This is a genomic window from Limnohabitans sp. Rim8, assembly GCF_943326455.1.
Classification (GTDB): Bacteria; Pseudomonadota; Gammaproteobacteria; order Burkholderiales; family Burkholderiaceae_C; genus Limnohabitans_A.
The window spans coordinates 65,352-86,608 of the sequence record NZ_CALPTI020000002.1 but is presented as its reverse complement, the minus strand read 5'-3'; the positions used below and the strand labels follow the sequence as shown (position 1 = coordinate 86,608).

Annotated in this window: 19 protein-coding genes; 7 read left to right on the top strand and 12 right to left on the bottom strand. The window is 59.4% G+C overall.

The annotated features are described in order from the left end of the window. From tcuB to Q1M54_RS01710, 7 genes are all read right to left on the bottom strand, one after another. Complete coding sequence (gene tcuB, locus Q1M54_RS01740) at nucleotides 1–1,167, bottom strand: tricarballylate utilization 4Fe-4S protein TcuB (RefSeq protein WP_300553032.1); 1,167 nt, start codon at nucleotides 1,165–1,167, stop codon at nucleotides 1–3. Continuing rightward, nucleotides 1,154–2,596, bottom strand: a complete 1,443-nt coding sequence (gene tcuA / locus Q1M54_RS01735) for an FAD-dependent tricarballylate dehydrogenase TcuA (protein WP_300553029.1) — start codon at nucleotides 2,594–2,596, stop codon at nucleotides 1,154–1,156. The genes tcuB and tcuA overlap by 14 nt, the downstream gene beginning before the upstream one ends. A 45-nt stretch (nucleotides 2,597–2,641) precedes the next feature. Then, complete coding sequence (locus Q1M54_RS01730; RefSeq protein ID WP_300553027.1) at nucleotides 2,642–3,397, bottom strand: SDR family oxidoreductase; 756 nt, start codon at nucleotides 3,395–3,397, stop codon at nucleotides 2,642–2,644. A 96-nt stretch (nucleotides 3,398–3,493) separates the two neighbouring features. Beyond that, on the bottom strand, nucleotides 3,494–4,534 hold the full coding sequence (locus Q1M54_RS01725) for a LysR substrate-binding domain-containing protein (protein ID WP_300553025.1): 1,041 nt from the start codon (nucleotides 4,532–4,534) through the stop codon (nucleotides 3,494–3,496). Between the two features lie 3 nt (nucleotides 4,535–4,537). Beyond that, nucleotides 4,538–5,872, bottom strand: coding sequence for a DUF3422 domain-containing protein (locus Q1M54_RS01720; RefSeq protein ID WP_300553023.1), 1,335 nt, complete (start codon nucleotides 5,870–5,872; stop codon nucleotides 4,538–4,540). A 281-nt stretch (nucleotides 5,873–6,153) separates the two neighbouring features. After that, a complete protein-coding gene (ssb, locus tag Q1M54_RS01715; protein WP_300553021.1) occupies nucleotides 6,154–6,654 on the bottom strand; it encodes a single-stranded DNA-binding protein in 501 nt (166 codons plus the stop codon). Nucleotides 6,655–6,732: 78 nt separating this feature from the next. Then, complete coding sequence (locus Q1M54_RS01710; RefSeq protein WP_300553430.1) at nucleotides 6,733–7,920, bottom strand: MFS transporter; 1,188 nt, start codon at nucleotides 7,918–7,920, stop codon at nucleotides 6,733–6,735. Nucleotides 7,921–8,102: 182 nt separating this feature from the next. Here Q1M54_RS01710 and uvrA point away from each other — a divergent pair, with 182 nt between their 5' ends. Next, nucleotides 8,103–11,018: an excinuclease ABC subunit UvrA gene (uvrA, locus tag Q1M54_RS01705; RefSeq protein WP_300553019.1), complete on the top strand. Its 2,916-nt coding sequence runs from the start codon at nucleotides 8,103–8,105 to the stop codon at nucleotides 11,016–11,018. A 50-nt stretch (nucleotides 11,019–11,068) separates the two neighbouring features. Next, entirely contained in the window at nucleotides 11,069–11,467 is a 399-nt protein-coding gene (locus Q1M54_RS01700) for a glutaredoxin (RefSeq protein ID WP_300553017.1), read from the top strand. A gap of 24 nt (nucleotides 11,468–11,491) precedes the next feature. Here the strand turns inward: Q1M54_RS01700 and Q1M54_RS01695 are convergent, their stop codons facing one another. Together Q1M54_RS01695 and Q1M54_RS01690 are read right to left on the bottom strand one after the other, a co-directional pair. Next, on the bottom strand, nucleotides 11,492–11,899 hold the full coding sequence (locus tag Q1M54_RS01695; protein ID WP_300553015.1) for a PaaI family thioesterase: 408 nt from the start codon (nucleotides 11,897–11,899) through the stop codon (nucleotides 11,492–11,494). Further along, the gene (locus Q1M54_RS01690) at nucleotides 11,896–12,255 is read right to left on the bottom strand and encodes a MerR family transcriptional regulator (protein WP_300553012.1); all 360 of its coding nucleotides are present in this window, start codon (nucleotides 12,253–12,255) and stop codon (nucleotides 11,896–11,898) included. The genes Q1M54_RS01695 and Q1M54_RS01690 overlap by 4 nt, the downstream gene beginning before the upstream one ends. A 142-nt stretch (nucleotides 12,256–12,397) precedes the next feature. On the opposite strand from Q1M54_RS01690, the gene Q1M54_RS01685 reads away from it, so the two are divergent. Continuing rightward, nucleotides 12,398–13,573, top strand: a complete 1,176-nt coding sequence (locus Q1M54_RS01685) for a serine hydrolase domain-containing protein (RefSeq protein WP_300553009.1) — start codon at nucleotides 12,398–12,400, stop codon at nucleotides 13,571–13,573. A 25-nt stretch (nucleotides 13,574–13,598) separates the two neighbouring features. Next, the gene (locus tag Q1M54_RS01680; protein ID WP_300553007.1) at nucleotides 13,599–15,218 is read left to right on the top strand and encodes a long-chain-fatty-acid--CoA ligase; all 1,620 of its coding nucleotides are present in this window, start codon (nucleotides 13,599–13,601) and stop codon (nucleotides 15,216–15,218) included. Between the two features lie 81 nt (nucleotides 15,219–15,299). On the opposite strand, the gene Q1M54_RS01675 is transcribed toward Q1M54_RS01680, so the two are convergent. Further along, nucleotides 15,300–16,193, bottom strand: a complete 894-nt coding sequence (locus Q1M54_RS01675; protein WP_300553004.1) for a LysR family transcriptional regulator — start codon at nucleotides 16,191–16,193, stop codon at nucleotides 15,300–15,302. 182 nt (nucleotides 16,194–16,375) lie between these two features. Here Q1M54_RS01675 and Q1M54_RS01670 point away from each other — a divergent pair, with 182 nt between their 5' ends. Beyond that, nucleotides 16,376–17,026 carry a glutathione S-transferase family protein gene (locus Q1M54_RS01670; protein WP_300553002.1) on the top strand — a complete coding sequence of 217 codons (651 nt, stop codon included), beginning with the start codon at nucleotides 16,376–16,378 and terminating at the stop codon, nucleotides 17,024–17,026. Next, nucleotides 17,023–17,841: a CmcJ/NvfI family oxidoreductase gene (locus Q1M54_RS01665; protein ID WP_300553000.1), complete on the top strand. Its 819-nt coding sequence runs from the start codon at nucleotides 17,023–17,025 to the stop codon at nucleotides 17,839–17,841. The genes Q1M54_RS01670 and Q1M54_RS01665 overlap by 4 nt, the downstream gene beginning before the upstream one ends. Nucleotides 17,842–17,845: 4 nt before the next feature. Here the strand turns inward: Q1M54_RS01665 and Q1M54_RS01660 are convergent, their stop codons facing one another. After that, on the bottom strand, nucleotides 17,846–18,466 hold the full coding sequence (locus tag Q1M54_RS01660) for a glutathione S-transferase family protein (protein WP_300552997.1): 621 nt from the start codon (nucleotides 18,464–18,466) through the stop codon (nucleotides 17,846–17,848). 229 nt (nucleotides 18,467–18,695) lie between these two features. Between Q1M54_RS01660 and Q1M54_RS01655 the strand changes: the two genes are divergently transcribed. After that, on the top strand, nucleotides 18,696–19,874 hold the full coding sequence (locus Q1M54_RS01655) for an acyl-CoA dehydrogenase family protein (RefSeq protein ID WP_300552995.1): 1,179 nt from the start codon (nucleotides 18,696–18,698) through the stop codon (nucleotides 19,872–19,874). Between the two features lie 17 nt (nucleotides 19,875–19,891). Here Q1M54_RS01655 and Q1M54_RS01650 read toward each other — a convergent pair whose 3' ends face one another. Continuing rightward, a complete protein-coding gene (locus Q1M54_RS01650; protein ID WP_300552992.1) occupies nucleotides 19,892–21,250 on the bottom strand; it encodes an MFS transporter in 1,359 nt (452 codons plus the stop codon). Nucleotides 21,251–21,257 lie beyond the last annotated feature (7 nt).

Genomic DNA, 21,257 nt, shown 5'->3' with positions numbered 1-21,257 from the left:
TTATTCCCCGCCCAGCCCCAAGCGGTTGGGTTGACGCTTTTCGATGGCAAAGCGCAGCAAAGCCGCTGTGCGGAAAACACCGTGCGCAAACTTGCCATACGGCAAGGTCAAGAACAAGGCCATCACCGCACCCAAGTGCACCGCCAACATCGAGGGCATGGCCGCTGTTTGACCGAGCAGCCACAAGAGCAAACCCGTCACGCTGACCAAGAACAACAAGGCGATGAAGCCCCTGTCCATGGGCTTTTGTGCGGCGTCACCATGCTCTGGGTGGCGGCGCAGGTTCAATCGCCACAAACCAGCCGTGCCCACTGTCAGGCTCACCCCGCCAATGACACCCAGCAACTTGGGCAAGGTGGTCAGGTCATACGGTGCGGGCCAGCCCAACACATAGTGGTACAGCGTGGCCACGCTGGTGGCGGCAAAACACAACATGAAACCGTAAAACGTCAGGTGGTGGTAACGCCTGCGGGCGTGGGTCCACGCATCGTCTTCGTTGTGGCAACCTTCGCCGTGGCCGCCGTCCAAGTACTTCAGGCGCAAAGCGTCGTGCGCAGCCTCGGCAGCAGCAGGCGGCGTCAGGTCGGCACCGCTGGTGGCAGGCGTCACGTCGCGCCAAAAGCGCCGAACACCGAGGGCCAGCGCCAACACCGCAAACAAGAAGATGGGCGCAAACAGGCTCACCATCAAATTGTGAGGAAACACCGCGTAAAAGCCACCTGCCACTGGCGCCCCCCACAAGGTGCCTTGGCGCAGCATGGCCAGCGCCAAAAAGAGTGCCAAGCCCAAAGCGAGCGCCACCGACAGGGTCAAGCCATTGCGCTGGTACAAACTGCCCAAGGCCGGTGGCCAGGCGTAATCGGCATAGGTCTGGCCGCGAACCTGGGCCATGGCTTTGGGCACATTGATGGCAAAGTCGTGCGGCGGTGCGTACTGGCAAGCATGCAAACATGCGCCGCAGTTGTGGCACAGGTTGGCCATGTAATGGATATCGGCCTTGCCAAACTCCAAGCGCCGAGTCATGGCTGGGAACACGGCACAAAAACCTTCGCAATAACGGCAGCCATTGCAAATTTGCATCTGCCGCGCCACTTCGGCTTCCGGGGCTGTCAACTCACCAAGCGCCAGGGCACGGGCGTCACGCGTCAGGAGTTCAAGCGTTTGCATGGGAAGCTCCTTCCTTTTGGGCTTGCACAGCTTGGGCCGCTTGCTCACCCGCGATGCGGCCAAAGGCCGTGCCAATCGTCATGCCCACGCCAGCGGTGTAGCCCTTGCCCAGAACATTGCCCGCCATCATTTCCCCTGCCACAAACAAATTGGGGCTGGGCTGGTCGTTGAATCGCACAGCGGTGGTCTCATCGGTTTTCAATCCCAAATAGGTGAAAGTCACGCCGGGCCTGACGGCGTAAGCGTAGTAAGGCGCAGTGTCCAACGGCCTGGCCCAGTGGGTTTTGGCGGGCGTGACCCCTTCGGTGTGGCAATCGTCCAACGCCGTGTGGTCAAACTTGCCTTCGCGGCAAGCGGCGTTGTAATCGTTCAGGGTTTGCATGAACGTGGCCTCGTCCAAGCCCAGCTTGCGGGCCAACTCAGGCAGGCTATCCGCCTGGGTGCCTTCAAACACGGGCGGCATGAAACGGCCCACCGCCTTGGCATCGATGATGGAATACGCCACCTGCCCCGGCTGCTGCGCCACCAAACGGCCCCAGATCGCGTAGCGCTTGGGCCAAAAATCTTCGCCTTCGTCGTAAAAGCGCCGCGCTTCGCGGTTCACGACCACGCCCAAAGACACGCAGTCGATGCGGGTGCAAATACCGCCGTCGTACAAGGGTGCACGGGCATCGATGGCCACCATGTGCGCCTGCGTCGGGTCCCCAATGCGGTCAGCGCCTTGGTCCAGCATGTGCTTGAGCAGCACGCCTTGGTTAAATCGCGTGCCCCGAATCAAAAACTGATCTGCTGGGTATTCGCCGCGCTCGTTTTGACCCCAGGCCTCACGCAACCACTCGCGGTTGGACTCAAAACCACCCGCCGCCAGCACGCAAGAGCGGGCCTCAATGCGTTCGCGCCGCACGCTGCCATCGGCTTGCTTGTGCATGACGGACGCTGCCACAAACCGTCCTTCATCCAGCTCAACCGCATCAACCTCTGCGTTGTAGTGAATTTTCACACCCAAATTTTCGGCGCTGCGGTAAAAAGCATTGACGAGCGCCTTGCCGCCACCCATGAAAAAAGCATTGGTGCGGGCTGTGTGCAAAGCCCCAGACAGCGAAGGCTGAAAGCGCACGCCATGCTTGACCATCCAAGGGCGGCAGGTGGCTGAGTGGCGAATTGCCAAGCGGGCCAGATGCTCGTTGGTCAGGCCGCCGGTGACCTTGAGCAGGTCTTGCCAGAACTCTTCTTCCGGGTAGGCATCGACCAAGACATCTTGCGGTGCATCGTGCATGCAGCGCAAATTGCGTGTGTGGCCAGAATTGCCGCCGCGCCACTCGCGCGGCGCCGATTCGAGCAGCATCACACTGGCACCGGCTTCGCGGGCCATGAGCGCCGCACACAAGGCCGCGTTACCGCCGCCAATCACCAAAACATCGACCGTCATAAACACTTTCAGGGCAAAGGCACAGGGCACGAAGCCCAAATCAGATCAGAACTGGTATTTGCGCAAACCACCGTCAACTGGGATCACAGCTCCCGTGATGTAACTGGCCAAAGGCGAGGCCAGGAAGGTGACCAGGTTGGCCATGTCTTCTGGCTCGCCATAGCGGCCTACAGGAATTTCGTTGTCGCACTGCCACTGGCGGTACTCGGGTGTGTAGTTGCGGAAAATCTGCTCGGAATGGATGCGCCCCGGTGGCACGCAGTTCACCGTGACCCCATGCTTGCCGACCATGCGTGACAAACCCTTGGCCCAGCTGTGCATGCCCGCCTTGGCGCAAAACGCACCGTTGGTGTGTTCGGGTTCGCTCTTGCCGGTGATGTTGATGATGCGGCCCCACTTGCGTTCAATCATTTGGTCGATCAAAGCATCGGCCACTTGGCGTGGACGGTGAAAGTTCAAGGTGATGGCTTCTTGCCAAGCCTCTTCGCTCACATGCAACTCCTTGAAACTGCGCGAGCCGCCAGCGTTGTTCACCAAAATGTCCACGCTGCCCAGACCCGCCAAAGCCGCCTCTGCCAAGCGCTTGGCTGCGTCGTCCGCATACAGGTCCGACTCGATGATCACAGGTGCATGTCCACCAGCGGCCACAATTTCATCCGCCAGCTCGCGCAACTTGTCCACGCGACGGGCTGACACCGCTACACGCACGCCTTCGACGGCCAGAGCTTTGGCAATGCCACGCCCAATGCCCACGCTGGCCCCAGTCACAAGGGCGGTTTTGTCTTTGAGTTGCAAGTCCATGAAAACTCCCATTTGAAAATTAATTTTCAAATGTATTCCCTGAACACTGGGCTGTGCACCAGCGCCAAAGGATGGGGGTATCATGAAAAGTGATGACTACTGGCTGATGGACCGTTTCAATCCGCGGAGAGTTTGGCCTGCTGAACCACCCGCCTGCACTTGGCCCCCCTCAACATGGGATGCTGGAACACTCAGGCTCGCGCCCAACCAGACACCTGACCGAACCAGAGTGCGCACACAATCCGCCATAACGACGCGGGTTGCCAAGGCTGCAGGCGACAATTCATCATCCGACAAACCGCATAAAAAATTAACACGTTTGACTTGATGATCGGTAATGCGCGTCATGCAAAGGCTCTCGGTAGCCCCTTGCAGCCGCGCTACGGCTGCCCAAGGTTGCAGAGTAGAGCCCAGGCCTGCGCTCACGGCATCCATCAGCATGGCCAAGGAGTCCATTTCCATGACCACAAGCGGATCCACCTTGGCTCGAGAAAATGCTGCATTCAGACCACTGCGCAAGCCATGCGGCCCCGTCGGCAAAATCAGCGGCTCATCACACAGCTGAGACATGCGCAGGCTTTGAGGAAATTTTTTGGCTCTGGTCGATCGTGCAGAAATGAGAAAAATATCTTCTTCAATCAGCGGCAAAACACTCCAGCGCCTGGCTGCCTGCAAGGATTGGCCACCTGCCATCGGCAAGTCAAACAGGACTGCCAGATCCAGCTGCCGGGCATTGAGCATGGTCGACAAGTGGCCCGACAAACTCTCGACCATGTGCAAGCGCACATCCGGGTAACGCTCGCGCATGGCCTGCATCAGCGGCAAACCCAGCACTGCCGCAGTGGTCGGCGCCAAACCCACGCTCACCGTCCCCGTCAGACGCGCCTGCTGGGCAGCGCGTATGGCCTGCTCGGCGTGACGCAAGGTCAATTGCGCCTCCCGGAAAAACGCCACGCCCGCCTCGGTGGGCGTAACGCCTTGGGGGCTGCGCTGCAAAAGGCGCGTACTCAGCTCACTCTCCAAGCGGGTGATTTGCTGGCTCAATGCCGATTGCACCAGGTTCAGATCCAAGGCGGCCCGGCTGATGCTGCCCATCTCCACCACCCGCACAAAATACCGAAGTTGCCTCAACTCCATGAATCAAGTGTCCGATCGCTGCAGTTTTTCGTGGATTTTCTGGCGGCTGCGCCACACGCTCCACAACACCAAAGGCAGCAGCATGGCCACGGCGATCTCTGGATTGAACGGCAAGCCATAAGCTTTCAAGCCCTTGAAGGCGTATAGCAACAAACTCACCACGTAATAAGAAATAGCGGCCATGGACAGGCCTTCCACTGTGACTTGCAAGCGCAGTTGCAGTTCTTGACCCCGGGTGAGTTTTTCCAGCAAGACCTGATTTTGGGCCTCGGTCGCAATGTCCACCCGGGTACGCAGCAAGGCACTGGTGCGGGAAACCCGCTCTGCCAAAGACGCCAACCGCTTTTCGGTGGCCATCACAGTGGCCATGGCAGGCGACAAACGCCGCTGCATGAACTCACCCAGCGTTTGCGTGCCCGAAATGGGCCGCTCACGCAATTCGGTCAGGCGTTGGCCGACCAGGGTGTCGTAAGCGCGTGTGGCAGAAAACCTGAAGCCATGTTCGGCCGTGGCGCGTTCGATGCGCGCCGCCAAAGACACCAACAAATCCAGCAAAGCCTGATCGGTCTCGCCCTTGCGCTCCAGCAAACCCGTGATGTCGGCCAATTGCGCTTCGGCCGCTGACAACATGGTCGACAAGTTTTTGGCCACCGGCAAGCCCCTCAAAGCCATCAAGCGGTAAGTTTCCAACTCGAGCAAGCGCTGAGAAATGCGTCCGGCCCTGGCCTCACTGGTGTTCTCTGGGGCCACCACCAACATGCGCTCGAAACCATCGGACCCAATCCGGAAATGGGTCAGGATGCACGAATGGGAAAGGCCCTCGGCCGTATTGCCCATCCGAGACGCCAAAACCGTCCCCTCACCCAACCAGCTTTGGGCCTTGGCGATCAAATCGGGCGACTCGATGTCGACCGGCAACATGCCCAGTTCAATGGCGGCCATGGTTTGGCCAGGCAAACCGCGCAGCCAGTAGGTGCCAACGGCCACATGCGGCGCCAACTCGGGCAAGTCGGCGCCCCATTGCGCATTCGCCGGTAAATTTTGCACAATGGAGTAACGGGTGAACTCGGTATGCCGCTCCCATTTGACGGTGAAGTGGTCGCAGCGCAAACGTAAAAAATTGCCCTGCAATTGGTCCAGCCCCAAATCAGCATGACCCGGCAAAAGCCGCAAATGGGCCCATTCTTGCTCCCTCGAAACGCCCTCGTTGAGCAGCGCCACATAAACGATCAGCGCTGGCAACCTGACCCGGGCTGGCGGACGCGCATGCACTTCGTTGTGCAACTCGCGCCTTTGGGCGTCTTCTGGCGGTAAGAACCTGGAGGTGATTTCGTTCATGCGCCTATTCTGACCGAGCTGGGCCGCAACCGCCAAAGGGGCCACAAGAAATTGCTCTCAAAGGCCAAAACGCTTTCTCAACCTCAAGCAGCAGGCGGTTCCGGCACAAGCAATTGACCCTGCCAAATACTGGTCAAAGTGGCCGCAAATAGCCAAGCCATCAACGCAGACACCAGTCCCGCAACTTCATCCCACAGGGCAGCGGCTCGGTACTGGGTCAGTCCATAAAAAAACCCGTGGGCTTGGCCACGGGTTGAGGCAGTGCGCCAAGAGCGCTTTGATTAGAAAGGAATGTCGTCATCCATGTCGTCAAAATTGCTGGCAGCAGGCTTGGTAGCTGCGGCAGGTCGGCTCGCAGGTGCAGCAGCGGGACGGTTGGGTGCAGCTGCGCGAGGCGCATAGCCACCACCGCTGCCGCCACCGTCTTCAGATGGGCCGCCCATGCCTTGACGGCTGCCCAGCATTTGCATGCTGTCGGCACGGATGTCGGTCGCGTATTTCTCAACGCCGTTTTTGTCGGTGTACTTGCGGGTGCGCAGGCTACCCTCGACATACACCTGACTGCCTTTACGCAGGTACTGGCCTGCGATCTCGGCCAACTTGGCAAAAAAGCTGATGCTGTGCCACTCGGTGGCCTCTTTCATCTCGCCGGTCTGTTTGTCTTTGTAGCGGTCCGTGGTGGCCACGCGGATACTGGTGACCGCATCGCCAGAGGGCAAGTAGCGGGTTTCGGGGTCGGCACCCAAGTTGCCGACGATGATGACTTTGTTGACGGATGCCATGAAAACTCCTCAAAAGATGCAGCAATTATGGGGCCAATCCGACCCCTTGGCGTGGGTTACAGCCGCCCAAGCCTTCTCTCAGGGCGCTGGCCCGACCGTCCGCCCACGGCCCGGCATTTGCATGGGCCAAGCCACCAGCAGCCAGACCAAGATGGCCACACCACAGCACAAAAAAAGCACCGGGGTGCCCCAAGACTTGACCAGCCAGCCGCCACCCAGACCGCCGATAAAAAACCCCCGCGACTGCAGCGTGTTGTAAACCCCCATGGCCGTGCCCCGCATGGCAGGGGGCGCGATGCGCGAGGCCAAACTGGGCTGGGTGGCCTCCAGCGCATTGAAACCACAGAAAAACACGAGCAGTAAGAGCGCCATACCGCTCAAACTGGTGGAGCCTGCCGACTGCACCAGCAAGCCAACCTCCACCAAAGCGATCAGAAAGATCGAAAAAAGAAAGACTTTTTTCAGATACCCGCGCCGTTCGGCGGCAAATACCACCCCCAAAAACAAAAAAGACAAAGAAACTGCTGGCAAATACACCTGCCAGTGCCGCGCAGTCGGCAATCCCGCTTGCACAAGCAAGGCCGGCACCGACACCCACATGGCCAACTGCACGGCATGCAAGACAAATACACCGACATTCAAACGCATCAGATCGGCATGGGCCAGCACATCTCGCAACCGGCTGCGACCCTGCCCAGTCAAAGGCAAGGGTGCAGGAGGCACACACCAAACAACCACCCCGATACCCAGCAAAGCCAGCAAGCCCGTGAGCCCAAAAAGCCCAGACAGACCGATCCAGGCCGTCAGCAAAGGCGACACCACCAAAGACAAAGCGAACATCAAGCCGATGCTTCCACCCACAAAAGCCATGGCCCTGGTCCGCACTTCATCACGCGTCAAATCGGCCAGCAAAGCTGTGACAGCAGCCGACACTGCCCCTGCACCTTGCAAGCTGCGCCCGAGCATCAAACCCATCAGGTCGGTGGCCGCAGCCGCCCAAAAACTGCCCAAAGCGAAGATCAGCAAGCCCAGCACAATGACGCGCTTACGGCCGAAACGGTCTGAGGCCATGCCAAACGGCAACTGCAAAAGGCCCTGCGTCAAGCCATAAATGCCCATGGCCAAGCCCAGCCAGACCGGGTCTTCGCCGCCGGGGTAACGGCGAGCCTCCAGAGCAAAGACCGGCAAAACCAGAAACAAACCCAGCATGCGCAGCGCAAAAATGCTGGCCAACGAGGCGGTGGCGCGGCGCTCGTTGGATGTCATGTCCAAAGCATCTGAAAATTGAGGGTGCACAAAAACGGCCACAGCAGGCAAATCAAAAGGCAAAAACCAAAACGCCATTGTCCCTGATCAAACACAGGCTCCGCCCACCAAAGCGCCAGCAGGGATAATCGAAGGTTTTGCTGATTTGGCCGCCCACTGTGAACCTTGTAGATTCCCCTCTCATGCCCGATGAACCCGATGCAGCGCGGTATTTGGCCTCAGCGCTGCGGCAAAGCCACATCAGCGTGCGGGGGGCGCGCACCCACAACCTGAAAAATATCGACCTGGACATCCCGCGCAACCAGCTGGTGGTGATCACCGGGCTGTCGGGCTCGGGCAAGTCCAGCTTGGCCTTTGACACGTTGTATGCCGAAGGTCAGCGCCGCTATGTGGAAAGCCTGTCGGCCTATGCACGGCAGTTTTTGCAATTGATGGACAAGCCCGATGTGGACCTGATCGAGGGCCTCTCGCCTGCGATATCCATCGAACAAAAAGCCACCAGCCACAACCCACGCTCCACCGTGGGCACGGTGACCGAAATCCACGACTACCTGCGCCTGCTGTTTGCCCGCGCCGGAACACCCTACTGCCCCGACCACATGCTGCCCCTGCAGGCGCAGACCGTGAGCCAGATGGTGGACACGGTGCTGGCCTTGCCCGAAGACACCAAGCTGATGATCCTGGCGCCCATTGCGCGCGAGAAAAAAGGCGAGTTTGAAAAAGTCTTCGAGCAGATGCAGGCGCTGGGTTATGTGCGTTTTCGCATCAATGGACAGACCTTTGAAGTGGAAGACTTGCCCACGCTGAAGAAAACCGAAAAACACAACATCGACGTGGTGGTGGATCGGATCAAAGTCCGCTCTGAGGAGGATGCAAAAGCCCGCGACGCCCTGCGCCAGCGCCTGGCCGAGAGCTTTGAAGCAGCGCTGCATCTGGCCGAACACCGCGCGGTGGCGCTGGAAATGGACACCGGCAAAGAACACCTGTTCAACGCCAAGTTTTCGTGCCCTGTGTGTACCTATTCCATCAGCGAGCTGGAGCCGAGGTTGTTCTCGTTCAACTCGCCCATGGGCGCTTGCCCCACTTGCGACGGCATTGGCAGCATGGCGTTTTTTGATCCCGAACGCGTGGTGGCCTTCCCCTCGCTCAGCTTGGCCAGTGGCGCCATCAAGGGTTGGGACAGGCGCAACGGTTTTTACTTCAGCATGCTCGAAAGCCTGGCCAAACATTACCAGTTTGACATCGAGGCGCCGTTTGAAAAACTCGCACCCACCCATCAACAGGTGTTGCTGCACGGCTCAGGCGATGAAGAGATCAAGTTCAGTTACACCATGGAGTCCGGGGCCTCGCAAGGCAAAAAGGTCAGCAAAAAGCACCCGTTTGAAGGGATCATCCCCAACATGACGCGGCGCTACCGCGAGACAGACTCGGCCGTGGTGCGCGAAGACCTGGCGCGTTACCGCAACATGCAGGCCTGCAACGATTGCCAAGGCACGCGCTTGCGGCGCGAAGCCCGCCATGTACGCATTGGCGAAGGCGATCAGGCCCGCGCCATTTACGAGATCAGCCACATCACCCTGGGCGAATCGCAGCAGTATTTTCAGGGCCTGAAAATGCACGGAGCCAAGGCCGAGATCGCCGACAAGGTGGTGCGCGAGATCGCGCTGCGTTTGAAGTTCCTCAACGACGTGGGTCTGAATTATTTGAGCCTGGACCGCAGTGCCGACACCCTTTCTGGCGGTGAATCTCAACGCATCCGCCTGGCCAGCCAGATTGGCTCAGGGCTGACTGGCGTGATGTATGTGCTGGACGAACCGAGCATTGGCCTGCACCAGCGCGACAACGACCGGTTGATCGGCACGCTGCAACACCTGCGCGACATCGGCAACAGTGTGCTGGTGGTCGAGCACGACGAAGACATGATCCGTGTGGCCGACCACGTCATCGACATGGGACCGGGCGCAGGCTTACACGGCGGGCGCGTCATGGCGCAAGGCAGCTGCGCCGACATCATGGCCGCACCCGATTCGGTCACGGGCCAGTACATGTCGGGCCGCAAGAAGATCGAGATTCCGAAACGCCACAAGCCAGGCAAAGACTTCATCGAAATCGTCGGGGCCTCGGGCAACAACCTGAAGAACGTGAATGTGAAATTTCCCGTGGGTCTGCTCACCTGCGTGACTGGTGTGTCGGGTTCAGGCAAATCCACCTTGGTCAATGACACGCTCTATACCGCTGCGGCGCACCAGATTCACCGGGCGCACGACGAAGCAGCAGCCCACGAAGAGATCAAAGGCTTGGAGCATTTCGACAAGGTCATCAACGTCGACCAGTCGCCGATTGGCCGCACGCCGCGCAGCAACCCGGCCACCTACACCGGCCTGTTCACCCACATTCGCGAGCTGATGGCCGAGGTGCCTGCCGCGCGCGAGCGCGGTTACGGCCCGGGACGTTTCAGCTTCAATGTGAGTGCATCGTCAGGTGGCGGCCGCTGTGAAGCCTGCCAAGGCGATGGCATGGTCAAAGTAGAGATGCACTTTTTGCCCGACGTGTATGTGCCCTGCGACGTGTGCCACGGCATGCGCTACAACCGCGAAACCCTCGAAGTGCAATACAAGGGCCAGAACATCGCGCAGATTCTGAACATGACGGTGGAAGCCGCGCACCAGTTCTTCAGTGCTGTACCCAACATCGCGCGCAAACTGCAAACTCTGCTCGATGTGGGCCTGACCTACATCCGCCTGGGCCAAAGCGCCACCACCTTGTCTGGCGGTGAGGCGCAACGCGTCAAACTCGCGCTGGAACTGTCCAAACGCGATACCGGCCGCACGCTCTACATCCTGGACGAACCCACCACCGGCCTGCACTTTGCCGACATTGCCCTGTTGCTGAAAGTCTTGCACCAGCTGCGCGACGCGGGCAATACCATCGTCATCATCGAACACAACCTCGACGTGATCAAAACCGCCGACTGGCTGATCGACATGGGGCCTGAAGGCGGCGCGGGCGGTGGCACGGTGCTGGGTGAAGGCACGCCTGAACAATTGGCCAAAAACAAGACGAGCTTCACGGGCCACTATTTGGCGCGGTTGTTGTGACGGCGCTGCCTGTTCTTTCTTCCACCCACTTTTGAACTGTTGAACCCCCTATGAAAACCGTCATCCGTGCCTTTTTCCGAACCCTGCGCTTGGTGCTCGGCCCCGTCATGTTGCTTAAAGAACGGCTGACCCAACCGGCTGGCGTGGTGCGCGAGCCTGCGGCGCAAGCCAACGTGGACCAGCAATGCCAAAGTCTGGCGCTGTACCAGTTCAGCACCTGCCCTTTTTGCATCAAAGTACGCCAGGAAATGCGCCGCTTGTCGCTGCCCATAGAAAAGCGCGATGCGCAGCACCATGCAGCCAACCGAAATGAATTGCAGCAAGGCAGTGGCGCGACCAAGGTGCCGTGCCTGAAGATCACTGAAGCCGATGGTCAAACCCGTTGGCTGCAAGACTCGACCGAGATCGTGGCCTATTTGCGCGAGCGGTTTGCAGCACCTGCTGCTTGAGGGCCATTGGCCGCGCTGCACCGCTTAAGCGGCGACCACCGTCAGCAAAGTCTGACCATTCGCCACCAGCTTTTCTCCCTCTGCGTCCACCGCAAACAAATCACAGCTGGTGAACACCTGTGCTTTGCCGGGTTTGACCACGCGCGCTCTGGCAATGAATTTTTGCCCCACGGCAGGGCGCAAGCAGTTGACCGAAAAGTTAGCGGCCAACAAGTTCGGTCCCGCCACAGTACCTGCTGCAAAACCACACGCGGTATCGATCAGTGTGCCAATCAGGCCCGCATGCAAAAAGCCTGAATACTGTCCGACCTCAGGGCGCCAAGGCATCTGGATTTCCACAAAGCCGGGCTCTGCCACCGTCACTTCAATGCCACACCAGCGGTTGAATTCGGCCATGGTGTTGATTTTTTTCAGCATCTCAATGGGACTCATGGTTTTCTCCTGGCTTGGGTTTTGAACCAACCGATGTGGTCCATCAGTTTTTGACGAAGTGCTTTTTGCTCACTCATGAGCTGGTCGATCTCGGCCACACGCGCCAGGATCGCCTCGATCATGTCTTGCGGTGACAACTTGCCCGCTTTGAAGCGTGGCAAATACTCGGCAATAAAGGGCAGCGAAAATCCCATCTCCCGAGACATGGCAATGAAGATGACGTGCTTGACGGTCTTCGCGTCATACTCGCGGTAACCATTGGCCAATCGCAGACTGTCAATGAGGCCGTCAGCCTCGTAGCGACGCAAGCGGTGCACCGACACTTGGGTCTTGGCAGAGAGTTCTGAAATGCGCATGAATTCAGTCTAACAAGGCTCGCACAGCGCGAGGGTTATGGCCTTTGACGCATGGGCGACAAGGCCAAGCAACCGCTGCGCCGCAGGAGATACCCCATGCCACAAGGCTGGTGTACAAAACATCCCTCAACCGGAGCACCCGATGACCACACACCCCACATTGCCCCACGTCCAACCCACCGACGTGGGCCTTTGCCCCGAGCGCACGCAGCGCCTGATGGATGTGCTGCGCCGCGAAGTGGGCAGCGGCAGGTTACCCGGTGCCGTGGCCATGATCGCTCGGCGCGGCCAAATCGCCCTGTTCGAGGCCGTGGGCCAGCAAGACCCCGCTACGGGCACGCCCATGCAAACCGACAGCATCTTCCGCATTTATTCGATGACCAAGCCGGTCGTGTCGGTGGCGGTGATGATGCTGGTAGAGCGCGGTCAGTTACTCTTGAGCGACCCCGTCAGCCGCTGGTTGCCCGAGTTTGCGAACCAGCAAGTGGCCACGGCCAGCGGCCTAGAGCCGGTGCAGCAAGCCGCCACGGTGCAAGACCTGTTGCGCCACACCGCGGGACTGACCTATGAATTTTTGGGAGATTCGCCCGTGCAAAGGCAATACGACCAAGTCATGATCGCCTCGCGTGAACGGACCAATGCCGAGTTCTCAGAAACATTGGCTGCCTTGCCGCTGCAGTTCCAACCCCGCAGCGTGTGGGCCTACAGCCGCGCCACCGATGTGCTGGGCAGGCTGGTTGAAGTGGTCAGCGGGCAGGGTTTAGGCGCATTCATGCAAACTGAAATCTTTGGCCCATTGGGCATGGTGGACACGGGCTTTGCCGTGCCCCCCGCGCAGCAACACCGGATTGCCGAGCCCTTTGCCCACGACCCCGATGGCGGCGTGCCCATGAAGGTGCTCGAACCCCGAGAAGTGCCCGCCATGGAAGGCGGTGGTGGTGGCCTCATGTCCACCGCGATGGACTACACCCGCTTTTTGCAATGCCTGCGCAACCGGGGCGAGCTGAACGGCGTGCGCCTGCTGGGGCCGCACACGGTGGACTTCATGACCGCCGACCACTTAGGAAGCATCCCGGCCGATGGCACCCTGCTGCCCCCGGGCCACGGTTTTGGCCTCGGATTTGCTGTGCGCACCCATTTGGGCATGTCGCCTGTGCCCGGCTCGGTGGGCCTGTATTACTGGGGGGGCATCGCGGGCACCACTTTTTTCATAGACCCGGCGCTCGACATGTATGCCATGCTGATGATTCAAGCGCCAAACCAAAGGGACTACTATCGCCCCCTGTTCCGCAACCTGGTGTACGCGGCGCTGCTGTAAATCAATCAAAACACTGGAGACAAACATGCCTCAAACCGGCCTCATGATGAACCGCCCCCTGCTCATTTCGGGCATTCTTGAACACGGCGCTGCACAGTTTGGCGAGCAAGAAGTCGTCTCACGCGAGACGCACGGCCCGTTGCACCGCAGCACCTATGCCCAAGTGGCCCGCCGCTCCCGTCAACTGGCCAACGCCCTGGCGCAGATGGGCCTGAAAGCCGGCAGCGCCGTCGGGTCGATCGCCTGGAACAACCACCGCCACTTGGAGGCATATTACGCGGTCTCGGGCAGTGGCATGGTCATGCACACCTGCAACCCGCGCCTGCACCCGCAGCAACTCATTTATGTGATCAACCACGCCGAAGACGAAGTGGTGCTGTTTGACGCCACCTTTGCGCCATTGGTCAAAGGCATTGCCGCGCATTGCCCCAAAGTCCGCGCCTGGGTGTGCCTGGCCGATGCGGCCAACACACCCGCCATTGACGGTGTTGACGTGTTGAACTACGAAGACCTGATCGCAGGCCTGTCTGACCGCTTTGACTGGCCCGCTCTCGATGAAAGCACCGGCGCAGCGCTGTGCTACACCTCGGGCACCACCGGCAACCCCAAGGGCGTGCTGTATTCACACCGCGCCATCGTCATGAACGCCACCACCGGCTGCATGCCCGATGTGCTGGGCCTGTCTGCACAAGAAACCATCTTGCCCGTGGTGCCCATGTTCCACATCAACGCCTGGTGTATCCCTTACGCCGCACTCGTTGCGGGCACCAAGCTGGTCCTGCCTGGCCCCAAGCTCGACGGCCCCAGCTTGTACGAGCTGATGGACGCTGAGCAGGTCACCATCAGCGCAGGCGTGCCCACCATATGGATGGGCCTGATCCAGCATGTGGAGCAAAACAACTTGCGCTTTGCCCACATGAAGCGCACCTGCGTGGGCGGCTCGGCCATGCCCATGGCGCTGATCGCCAAGTTCGTGGACGTCTATGGCGTGGAGGTGCGCCACGGCTGGGGCATGACCGAAACCACCGCAGTGGCCACCATGAGCTTGCTGACCCGTACCGACCGCCAAAAACCTGCAGCTGAACAACACGCCATCGTGGCCAAGCAAGGCCGCGCGGTCTCGGGCATCGAGATCAAAATTGTGGATGAAAACGGCAGCACCCTGCCGCGCGACGGCACATCCCAAGGCGAGCTGATGGTGCGCGGTCAATGGATCGTGGAGCGCTACTTCAAGGCCGAAAAAACCGCATTGGTAGACGGCTGGTTCCCCACGGGCGATATCGCCACCATCGATGCACAAGGCACCATGCAGATCCGCGACCGCACCAAGGACGTCATCAAGACCGGCGGCGAGTGGATCAGCTCGATCGATCTGGAAAACGCCGCCATCGGGCACCCCGCTGTGGCCATGGCCGCCGTGATTGGCGTCAAGCATCCCAAGTGGGACGAGCGCCCGCTGCTGTTCATCGTGCGCAAGCCGGGGCAAACCGTCGAAAAGCAAGAGATTCTGGACTTTTTGGCCACCAAAGTGGCCAAGTGGTGGGTGCCCGACGATGTGGTCTTCCTCGAATCCTTGCCCGTGGGCGGCACTGGCAAGGTTCAGAAAAACGAACTGCGCAAGGACTACGGCGGCGTGTTCAGCTGATCGTTTTCAGCCGATCAAACCTTGGCGCTGGGCCGCTCGTTCATGCGGTCGCGCCAAGCCTGCAAGGCCGCTCAAACCATTTCAAACCAAGGCATTGACAACAAAATCAATGAACACCTCTTTGCGCCGCACCCGCATCCTGTCCGGTGGGGACATCAGTGTGATCTGGTTGCCGAACCGGGTTTGCGGAATCCATTGAGGCAATACCTTGAGCAAACGCTGGTCCCCAATTGCATCGGCGCAAAGGTAATCAGGCAACAAAGCTATCCCCAAGCCTTGCAAGCACGCCTCCAGGACGGCGTCAGGACTGTCCACGTGGTAACGGCCACTGACTTTCACGCGCGACACTTGATCGCCTGACTTTAAGACCCACCAGTCGTCCGAAGGTTCCCGCCAATAAAACAAGCACAAATGCTCTTCCAGTTCTTGAGGTGATGAAGGCTCACCATGCGCCGCAATGTATTGCGGTGCGCACACCAGAACCCAATCAATGGTGCTGACGGATTTCATAAAAAGCTCTTTGCTGTCCTGCAAAGAACTCCACCTGAAAGCGACATCCATCCGCTCGTAAGCGAGGTCCATCATCCGGTCTGACAACACCAACTCGAGCTCAATACCCGGATGCATGCGAAGAAACTCCGGCATTTTTTTGCACAGAATTCGCTGCCCCCAGGAGACTGGCGCTGTCACCCGAATTCGACCTCTCAAATCCGAACGCAAGGCCGTCAACCGTTCCTCACCAGCACTCAATTCCAGCAAGGCTTGTTGGGCATGTTCAAGGTAGGTCTCACCAGCAGCGGTCAGCGCAATATGGCGCGTACTTCGGCTGAACAAGGTGGCTCCCAAATGGGTTTCGAGTTGCGCAATCCTTTTGCTGACCACACTTTTACCGACAGACAACGCCAGCGCGGCTTTGCTGACGCTCAGGTTTTCTGCCACTTTGGTAAAAGCCATCAGCATGTCAGAGCTGATCATTCGGACACTCCTGTTGACCCATCATGCGCCCTCAGAAAAACACCTGAAGTGCATTCATTGTTTCCATTTTAAGGACACTCGGTTTCTTTTCAATCATATTGTGGAAACCATTGGCCGAATTGAGAATTGTTTGGCGGTCCAAGCATTGACCGCCATCCAAGACCCCACAACAGGAGACAAACATGCACATTTACGCCGACCCGATCACCGTCAATTGCCGCAAAGTCCTCGCGGGACTGCAACTGATGAAAGTGCCTTACGAACTGGTCCATGTGGACTATTTCAAGGCCGAACAAAAATCAGACACATTCATGGCCCTCAACCCCAATGCTGCTTTGCCCGCCATGAAAGATGGTGATTTCATTTTGTGGGAATCGAATGCGATCCTCATGTATGCGGCAGACAAGCATCAAGCCGCCGCCCATTACCCCACCGACCTTCAAACCCGAGCAGACATTCAGCGTTGGTTACTTTGGGAGTCATCCAGCTGGTTCCCCAGCTGCTATGTTTACCTGGTTGAAAACTGCGTCAAACCATTGCTGGGCGGTTCAGCTGACCCCGCTATCCTGGAAGCGCAGTTGCAAAACTTCAACAAACTGGCTGGCATTCTGGAAGCGCGTCTGGCGTCGCACCAATGGATAGCGGGTACACCCCAACCCACCATCGCAGACATCGCCATTGCATCGCCCATGCACTTGCACGGGTGGCAACAGTTACCACTCGCCAATTTCCCCCACATCCGTCGCTGGATGTTTGACCACATTGAAGCCCTGCCTTGCTGGGAAAATACCTGGATCGGTGAAGGCTTCACCACCCAAAAGGCTGATGCATGATGACCATGAATGTCGTCCAAGCAGACATGAATTACTCGGTCGACAACGGTCGACCGATTGATTACTATTTTTACGAACCCCTGCACAAACCTGATCTCAACCCACCTGGAACCGATACACACGCCGTATCGATCCACGATGGATGGCATGAAGTGGATCAGCTTTCAGTCGATAAGCAAGGCTTTGAACTGCACGAGTTCAGCGCGCAGTACACCCAATTCGACAACGAGGAGCTGATCAGGCAGGTGTTTTATCTACAGGTCATCGACTACGTCAAGCGCCATACTGGCGCACGCGAAGTGGTGGTCTTTGACCACACCATTCGCAAACGAATGCCTGCCGACCTGAAGGTTCAGACAGAAGCCCAGCGTCCAGCTGTCTTGTTGGTGCACAGCGATTACACCGTCTTGAGCGGCCCACAGCGTGTCAGAGACGTGGTGAAAGACAGGGCCGAAACCCTGCTGCAAAACCGTGTGGCTTTTTACAACGTGTGGAAGCCTTTGTACCAACGGGTTGAAGAGTTGCCTCTGGCCATGATCGACGCACAGACCCACGACCCCGAAGACCTGTTGCGCATGGACCTGAAATACAGTGACCGCACGGGGGAGATCTACGTCATGCGGCACAACCCACAGCACCGTTGGGTGTATTTCCCGCACATGCAAGCGCACCAGGCTTTGCTGCTGAAGACCTACGATTCCAGCACAGACGGTCGCTGCCGCTTCATGGGCCACTCGGCCTTTGAAGACCCCAACACGCTTCCAGATGCAGCCACCCGTGAAAGCATAGAAGTTCGAACGATGGCGTTCTTTTGAACCGTCAAACCTTGGCGCTGGGCCGCTCGTTCATGCGGTCGCGCCAAGCCTGCAGGGCTGGCATGCCCTCGTCGCCGGGTACGAACTTCATCAAGCCGCGCGCAAACTCCAGCGCGCAAAATGCGGTGATGTCGGCAATGGTGAAACGCTCGCCGGCGATGAAGGTCTGGCTTTGCAGGCGCCGGTCAAAGCCGCGCGCCACGTCGCGCACCTTCTCGGCCTGAGAGCGGCCGAACTCGGGGAACTGCGGCTTTTCCAAAGCAGCCAAGCCCGGGTGGCTGTGGCGTATCGCATTCGCTATGCCGCCCAGCAAGTACAACTCCACCTGACGGTCGGCCATCTCGATGAAGCCGCGCTCGTCGCCGTCCACGCCCATCAGGTTGGGCTCGGGAAAGCGGCCCTCCAGCAAAGTGCAGATGGCCCGTGTCTCGGTGATCACGCGGCCGTCATCCAGCTCCAGCGCAGGCACTTTGGCCAAGGGGCTTTTGGCCAAATAAGCCGGTGTGCGGTGCTCGCCACCATTCAAGTCCATGTTCACCATCTCAATGCCGGTGATGTTTTTCTCGATCAAAAACATCAACACCCGGCGGGGACTGGGCGCGCGGTAGGCGGTGTAAAGCTTCATGGTGTGTCCTTCTTTTGGCGGGGGCATGGGCGGGTTTGCAGGTTGTTTCGCAGAGACTAGCACCCGCTGGATTTCAGGCATGCCCCGCAAATGACAAGCCGCCTTCAAAGCTCCAGCCTTAGACACAAGGGCGACAGCAAGTCACAGGCCGGACAGCACACGGTAGCGCCAAGCCTTCCAATCATTGCATGACCGTTTTATTCACGATTTTTCTAAAAACCTCAGACCCATGAACTTCGACATTCCACCCGACATTGCGGCCCTGCGTGATCGCACGCGGCAGTTCATTGCAGAGCAGGTCATCCCTCTAGAAGGCGACCCACGCCACGGCCCGCATGGCCCCTCCAAAGAACTGCGCGAAGAACTGGTGGCTCTCGCACGCGCAGCGGGCTTGCTCACGCCCCATGCGTCCAAAGAAATGGGTGGACTGGGCCTGAGCCACATGGCCAAAGCCGTGGTCTTTGAAGAAGCTGGCTATTCCAACCTCGGGCCCACCGCACTCAACATCCATGCCCCTGATGAAGGCAACATCCATTTGATGGAAGAAGTCGCCACCCCAGCCCAAAAAGAACGCTGGCTGCGCCCGCAAGTAGCGGGCCTCACGCGCTCATGCTTTGCCATGACCGAACCCGCACCCGGCGCGGGGGCCGACCCGTCCATGCTCACCACCTCTGCTGTGCGTGATGGTGATGACTATGTGATCAACGGCCTCAAGTGGTTCATCACCGGGGCCGAAGGGGCCGACTACGCCATCGTCATGGCCCGCATGGAAGACGGCACCGCCACCATGTTCTTGACCGACATGGCGAAAGACGGCATCTTGCACGAACGCAGTATGGACGCGATGGACAACTGCTTTACCGGCGGGCATGGCGTGCTGCGCTTTGACAACTTGCGCGTGCCAGCCACTGATGTGCTGGGCGAAGTTGGCCAAGGCTTTCGCTATGCCCAAATTCGGCTGGCCCCTGCACGCCTGACCCACTGCATGCGCTGGCTGGGGCAGGCTCGCCGTGCGCACGACATTGCACTGGACTACGCCAGCCGCCGCCAAGCCTTTGGCAAACCGCTGGCCGAACACGAAGGCGTGGGCTTCATGTTGGCCGACAACGACATCGACCTGCACACCGCCCGCCTGCACATCTGGCACACGGCTTGGCTGCTCGACCAAGGCCACAAAGGCGGCTTTGAATCGAGCCGCGCCAAAGTGGCTTGCTCCGAGGCCGAATGGCGCGTGGTGGACCGCTGCGTGCAGATTTTGGGAGGGCAAGGCGTGACGGCTGAAACGCCGGTCATGCGCATTTTCTTGGACATGCGCGCCTTCCGGGTGTACGACGGCCCCAGCGAAGTGCACCGCTGGAGCATGGCGCGCAAGCTGGTTTACAAGGTGCAGCAGGCGGCGCAGGGGTGAGCATCCCAGCTCGCGCCTTACCGAACGCGCAGTCGGGCCATGCTCAGCACAGCCCCCAGGCCTGCCGCCACGGCCCCCAATAGGATGGCTTGACCCGCGCCCAGCGGCCCAAACAAGTTGAAACACAGGGCCACCAAAGCCGCCCCGCTGGCCTGTCCGATCAGCCGCGCCATGGCCACCATGCCACTGGCGCCACTGGTGCGGTGGGCCGGTGCACTGGTCATGATGGCGCGCAAATTCGGCGACTGGAACAAGCCAAAACCCATACCGCACAGCGCCATGCACAGCGCCATCAGGCCAAACGGCACATCGGCGCTCATCACGCCCAAACCGGCCATGCCCATGCTCAGAATGCTCAAGCCCACACCGCCCAGGATCGCGGGTGGGTATCGGTCAGACAGCGTGCCTGCGACGGGTGCCATCATGGCCACCACCAGCGCCCAAACCGACATGAGCACCCCCGTTTCTAAGGGAGGGCGGCCCAGCTGCTGTTGAAAAAAGAAAGGCAAAGCCACGAACGCCAAGCCTTGGGTCGTGAAAGCGCTGAACGAGGTGAAGACCGACAAGCTGAACAAGGGCCTGCGCATCAAATCCATCGGCAGCACAGGCGACACATGCCCTCGCTGGCGGCGCAACAAGCAGTAGCCGCTGCCCAACATGAGCAACAGTGCGCCGACCACCACGACAACACCTTCTTGCTGCGCGATGGCACTGAGCGTGAACACCAGCGAAGCAAAGCAAACAGCCGACATCAGCGCCAGCACACGGTCATAGGGCTCGTCGGTCTTTGCCGCTTCCGTGCGAGGCAGGTAACGCCGCGCCAGCAACCCGGCCATCAGGCCCAACGGGGCCTGAAAACCAAACAACCAGGGCCAAGGCAAGACGGCCAGCAACAACGAGGCCACTGTCGGCCCCAAGCTGAAGCCCAAACCCACGATCAGGGCATTGAGCCCCGCACCGCGCCCTAACTTCTCAGGCGGGAAAATGCGCTGAACCAGGGCCAAGTTGACACTCATGACCCCTGCCGCACCCACACCCTGAATGGCACGGAAAAAGGCCAACCACTCCAAGCTCGTGGCACAGGCGCTGCCCAGCGCCGCCAGATTGAACAGCAACATGCCCAGCAAAAACACCTTGCGTGCGCCCCAGCGGTCCCCCAACGTGGCCAGCGGCAACAACACGGCCACCACGGCCAACTGATAAGCATGGACCACCCAAACCGACTCGGCAGGCGTGCGCTGCATGGCCGCACCGATCGCAGGCAAGGCCGTGTTGGCCACCGACTGATCGAGAGAGCCGAGAAAGACTGCGGTCAGCAATGACAGCAGGGCCATCCGATGCATGCCGTCGGTTGCTGGCTTGACGGCGGTGGTCATCAAAGGC

Excerpts from the sequence above, each read along its gene's own strand:
- Q1M54_RS01720 (WP_300553023.1), bottom strand. The coding sequence starts at position 5,872 with ATGAACGAAATCACCTCCAGGTTCTTACCGCCAGAAGACGCCCAAAGG.
- Q1M54_RS01655 (WP_300552995.1), top strand. The coding sequence starts at position 18,696 with ATGAACTTCGACATTCCACCCGACATTGCGGCCCTGCGTGATCGCACG.
- Q1M54_RS01680 (WP_300553007.1), top strand. The coding sequence starts at position 13,599 with ATGCCTCAAACCGGCCTCATGATGAACCGCCCCCTGCTCATTTCGGGC.
- Q1M54_RS01690 (WP_300553012.1), bottom strand. The coding sequence starts at position 12,255 with ATGCGCATTTCAGAACTCTCTGCCAAGACCCAAGTGTCGGTGCACCGC.
- Q1M54_RS01670 (WP_300553002.1), top strand. The coding sequence starts at position 16,376 with ATGCACATTTACGCCGACCCGATCACCGTCAATTGCCGCAAAGTCCTC.
- Q1M54_RS01695 (WP_300553015.1), bottom strand. The coding sequence starts at position 11,899 with ATGAGTCCCATTGAGATGCTGAAAAAAATCAACACCATGGCCGAATTC.
- Q1M54_RS01700 (WP_300553017.1), top strand. The coding sequence starts at position 11,069 with ATGAAAACCGTCATCCGTGCCTTTTTCCGAACCCTGCGCTTGGTGCTC.
- Q1M54_RS01730 (WP_300553027.1), bottom strand. The coding sequence starts at position 3,397 with ATGGACTTGCAACTCAAAGACAAAACCGCCCTTGTGACTGGGGCCAGC.
- Q1M54_RS01725 (WP_300553025.1), bottom strand. The coding sequence starts at position 4,534 with ATGGAGTTGAGGCAACTTCGGTATTTTGTGCGGGTGGTGGAGATGGGC.
- Q1M54_RS01710 (WP_300553430.1), bottom strand. The coding sequence starts at position 7,920 with ATGACATCCAACGAGCGCCGCGCCACCGCCTCGTTGGCCAGCATTTTT.
- uvrA (WP_300553019.1), top strand. The coding sequence starts at position 8,103 with ATGCCCGATGAACCCGATGCAGCGCGGTATTTGGCCTCAGCGCTGCGG.
- Q1M54_RS01685 (WP_300553009.1), top strand. The coding sequence starts at position 12,398 with ATGACCACACACCCCACATTGCCCCACGTCCAACCCACCGACGTGGGC.
- tcuA (WP_300553029.1), bottom strand. The coding sequence starts at position 2,596 with ATGACGGTCGATGTTTTGGTGATTGGCGGCGGTAACGCGGCCTTGTGT.
- ssb (WP_300553021.1), bottom strand. The coding sequence starts at position 6,654 with ATGGCATCCGTCAACAAAGTCATCATCGTCGGCAACTTGGGTGCCGAC.
- Q1M54_RS01660 (WP_300552997.1), bottom strand. The coding sequence starts at position 18,466 with ATGAAGCTTTACACCGCCTACCGCGCGCCCAGTCCCCGCCGGGTGTTG.
- Q1M54_RS01665 (WP_300553000.1), top strand. The coding sequence starts at position 17,023 with ATGATGACCATGAATGTCGTCCAAGCAGACATGAATTACTCGGTCGAC.
- Q1M54_RS01675 (WP_300553004.1), bottom strand. The coding sequence starts at position 16,193 with ATGATCAGCTCTGACATGCTGATGGCTTTTACCAAAGTGGCAGAAAAC.
- tcuB (WP_300553032.1), bottom strand. The coding sequence starts at position 1,167 with ATGCAAACGCTTGAACTCCTGACGCGTGACGCCCGTGCCCTGGCGCTT.
- Q1M54_RS01650 (WP_300552992.1), bottom strand. The coding sequence starts at position 21,250 with ATGACCACCGCCGTCAAGCCAGCAACCGACGGCATGCATCGGATGGCC.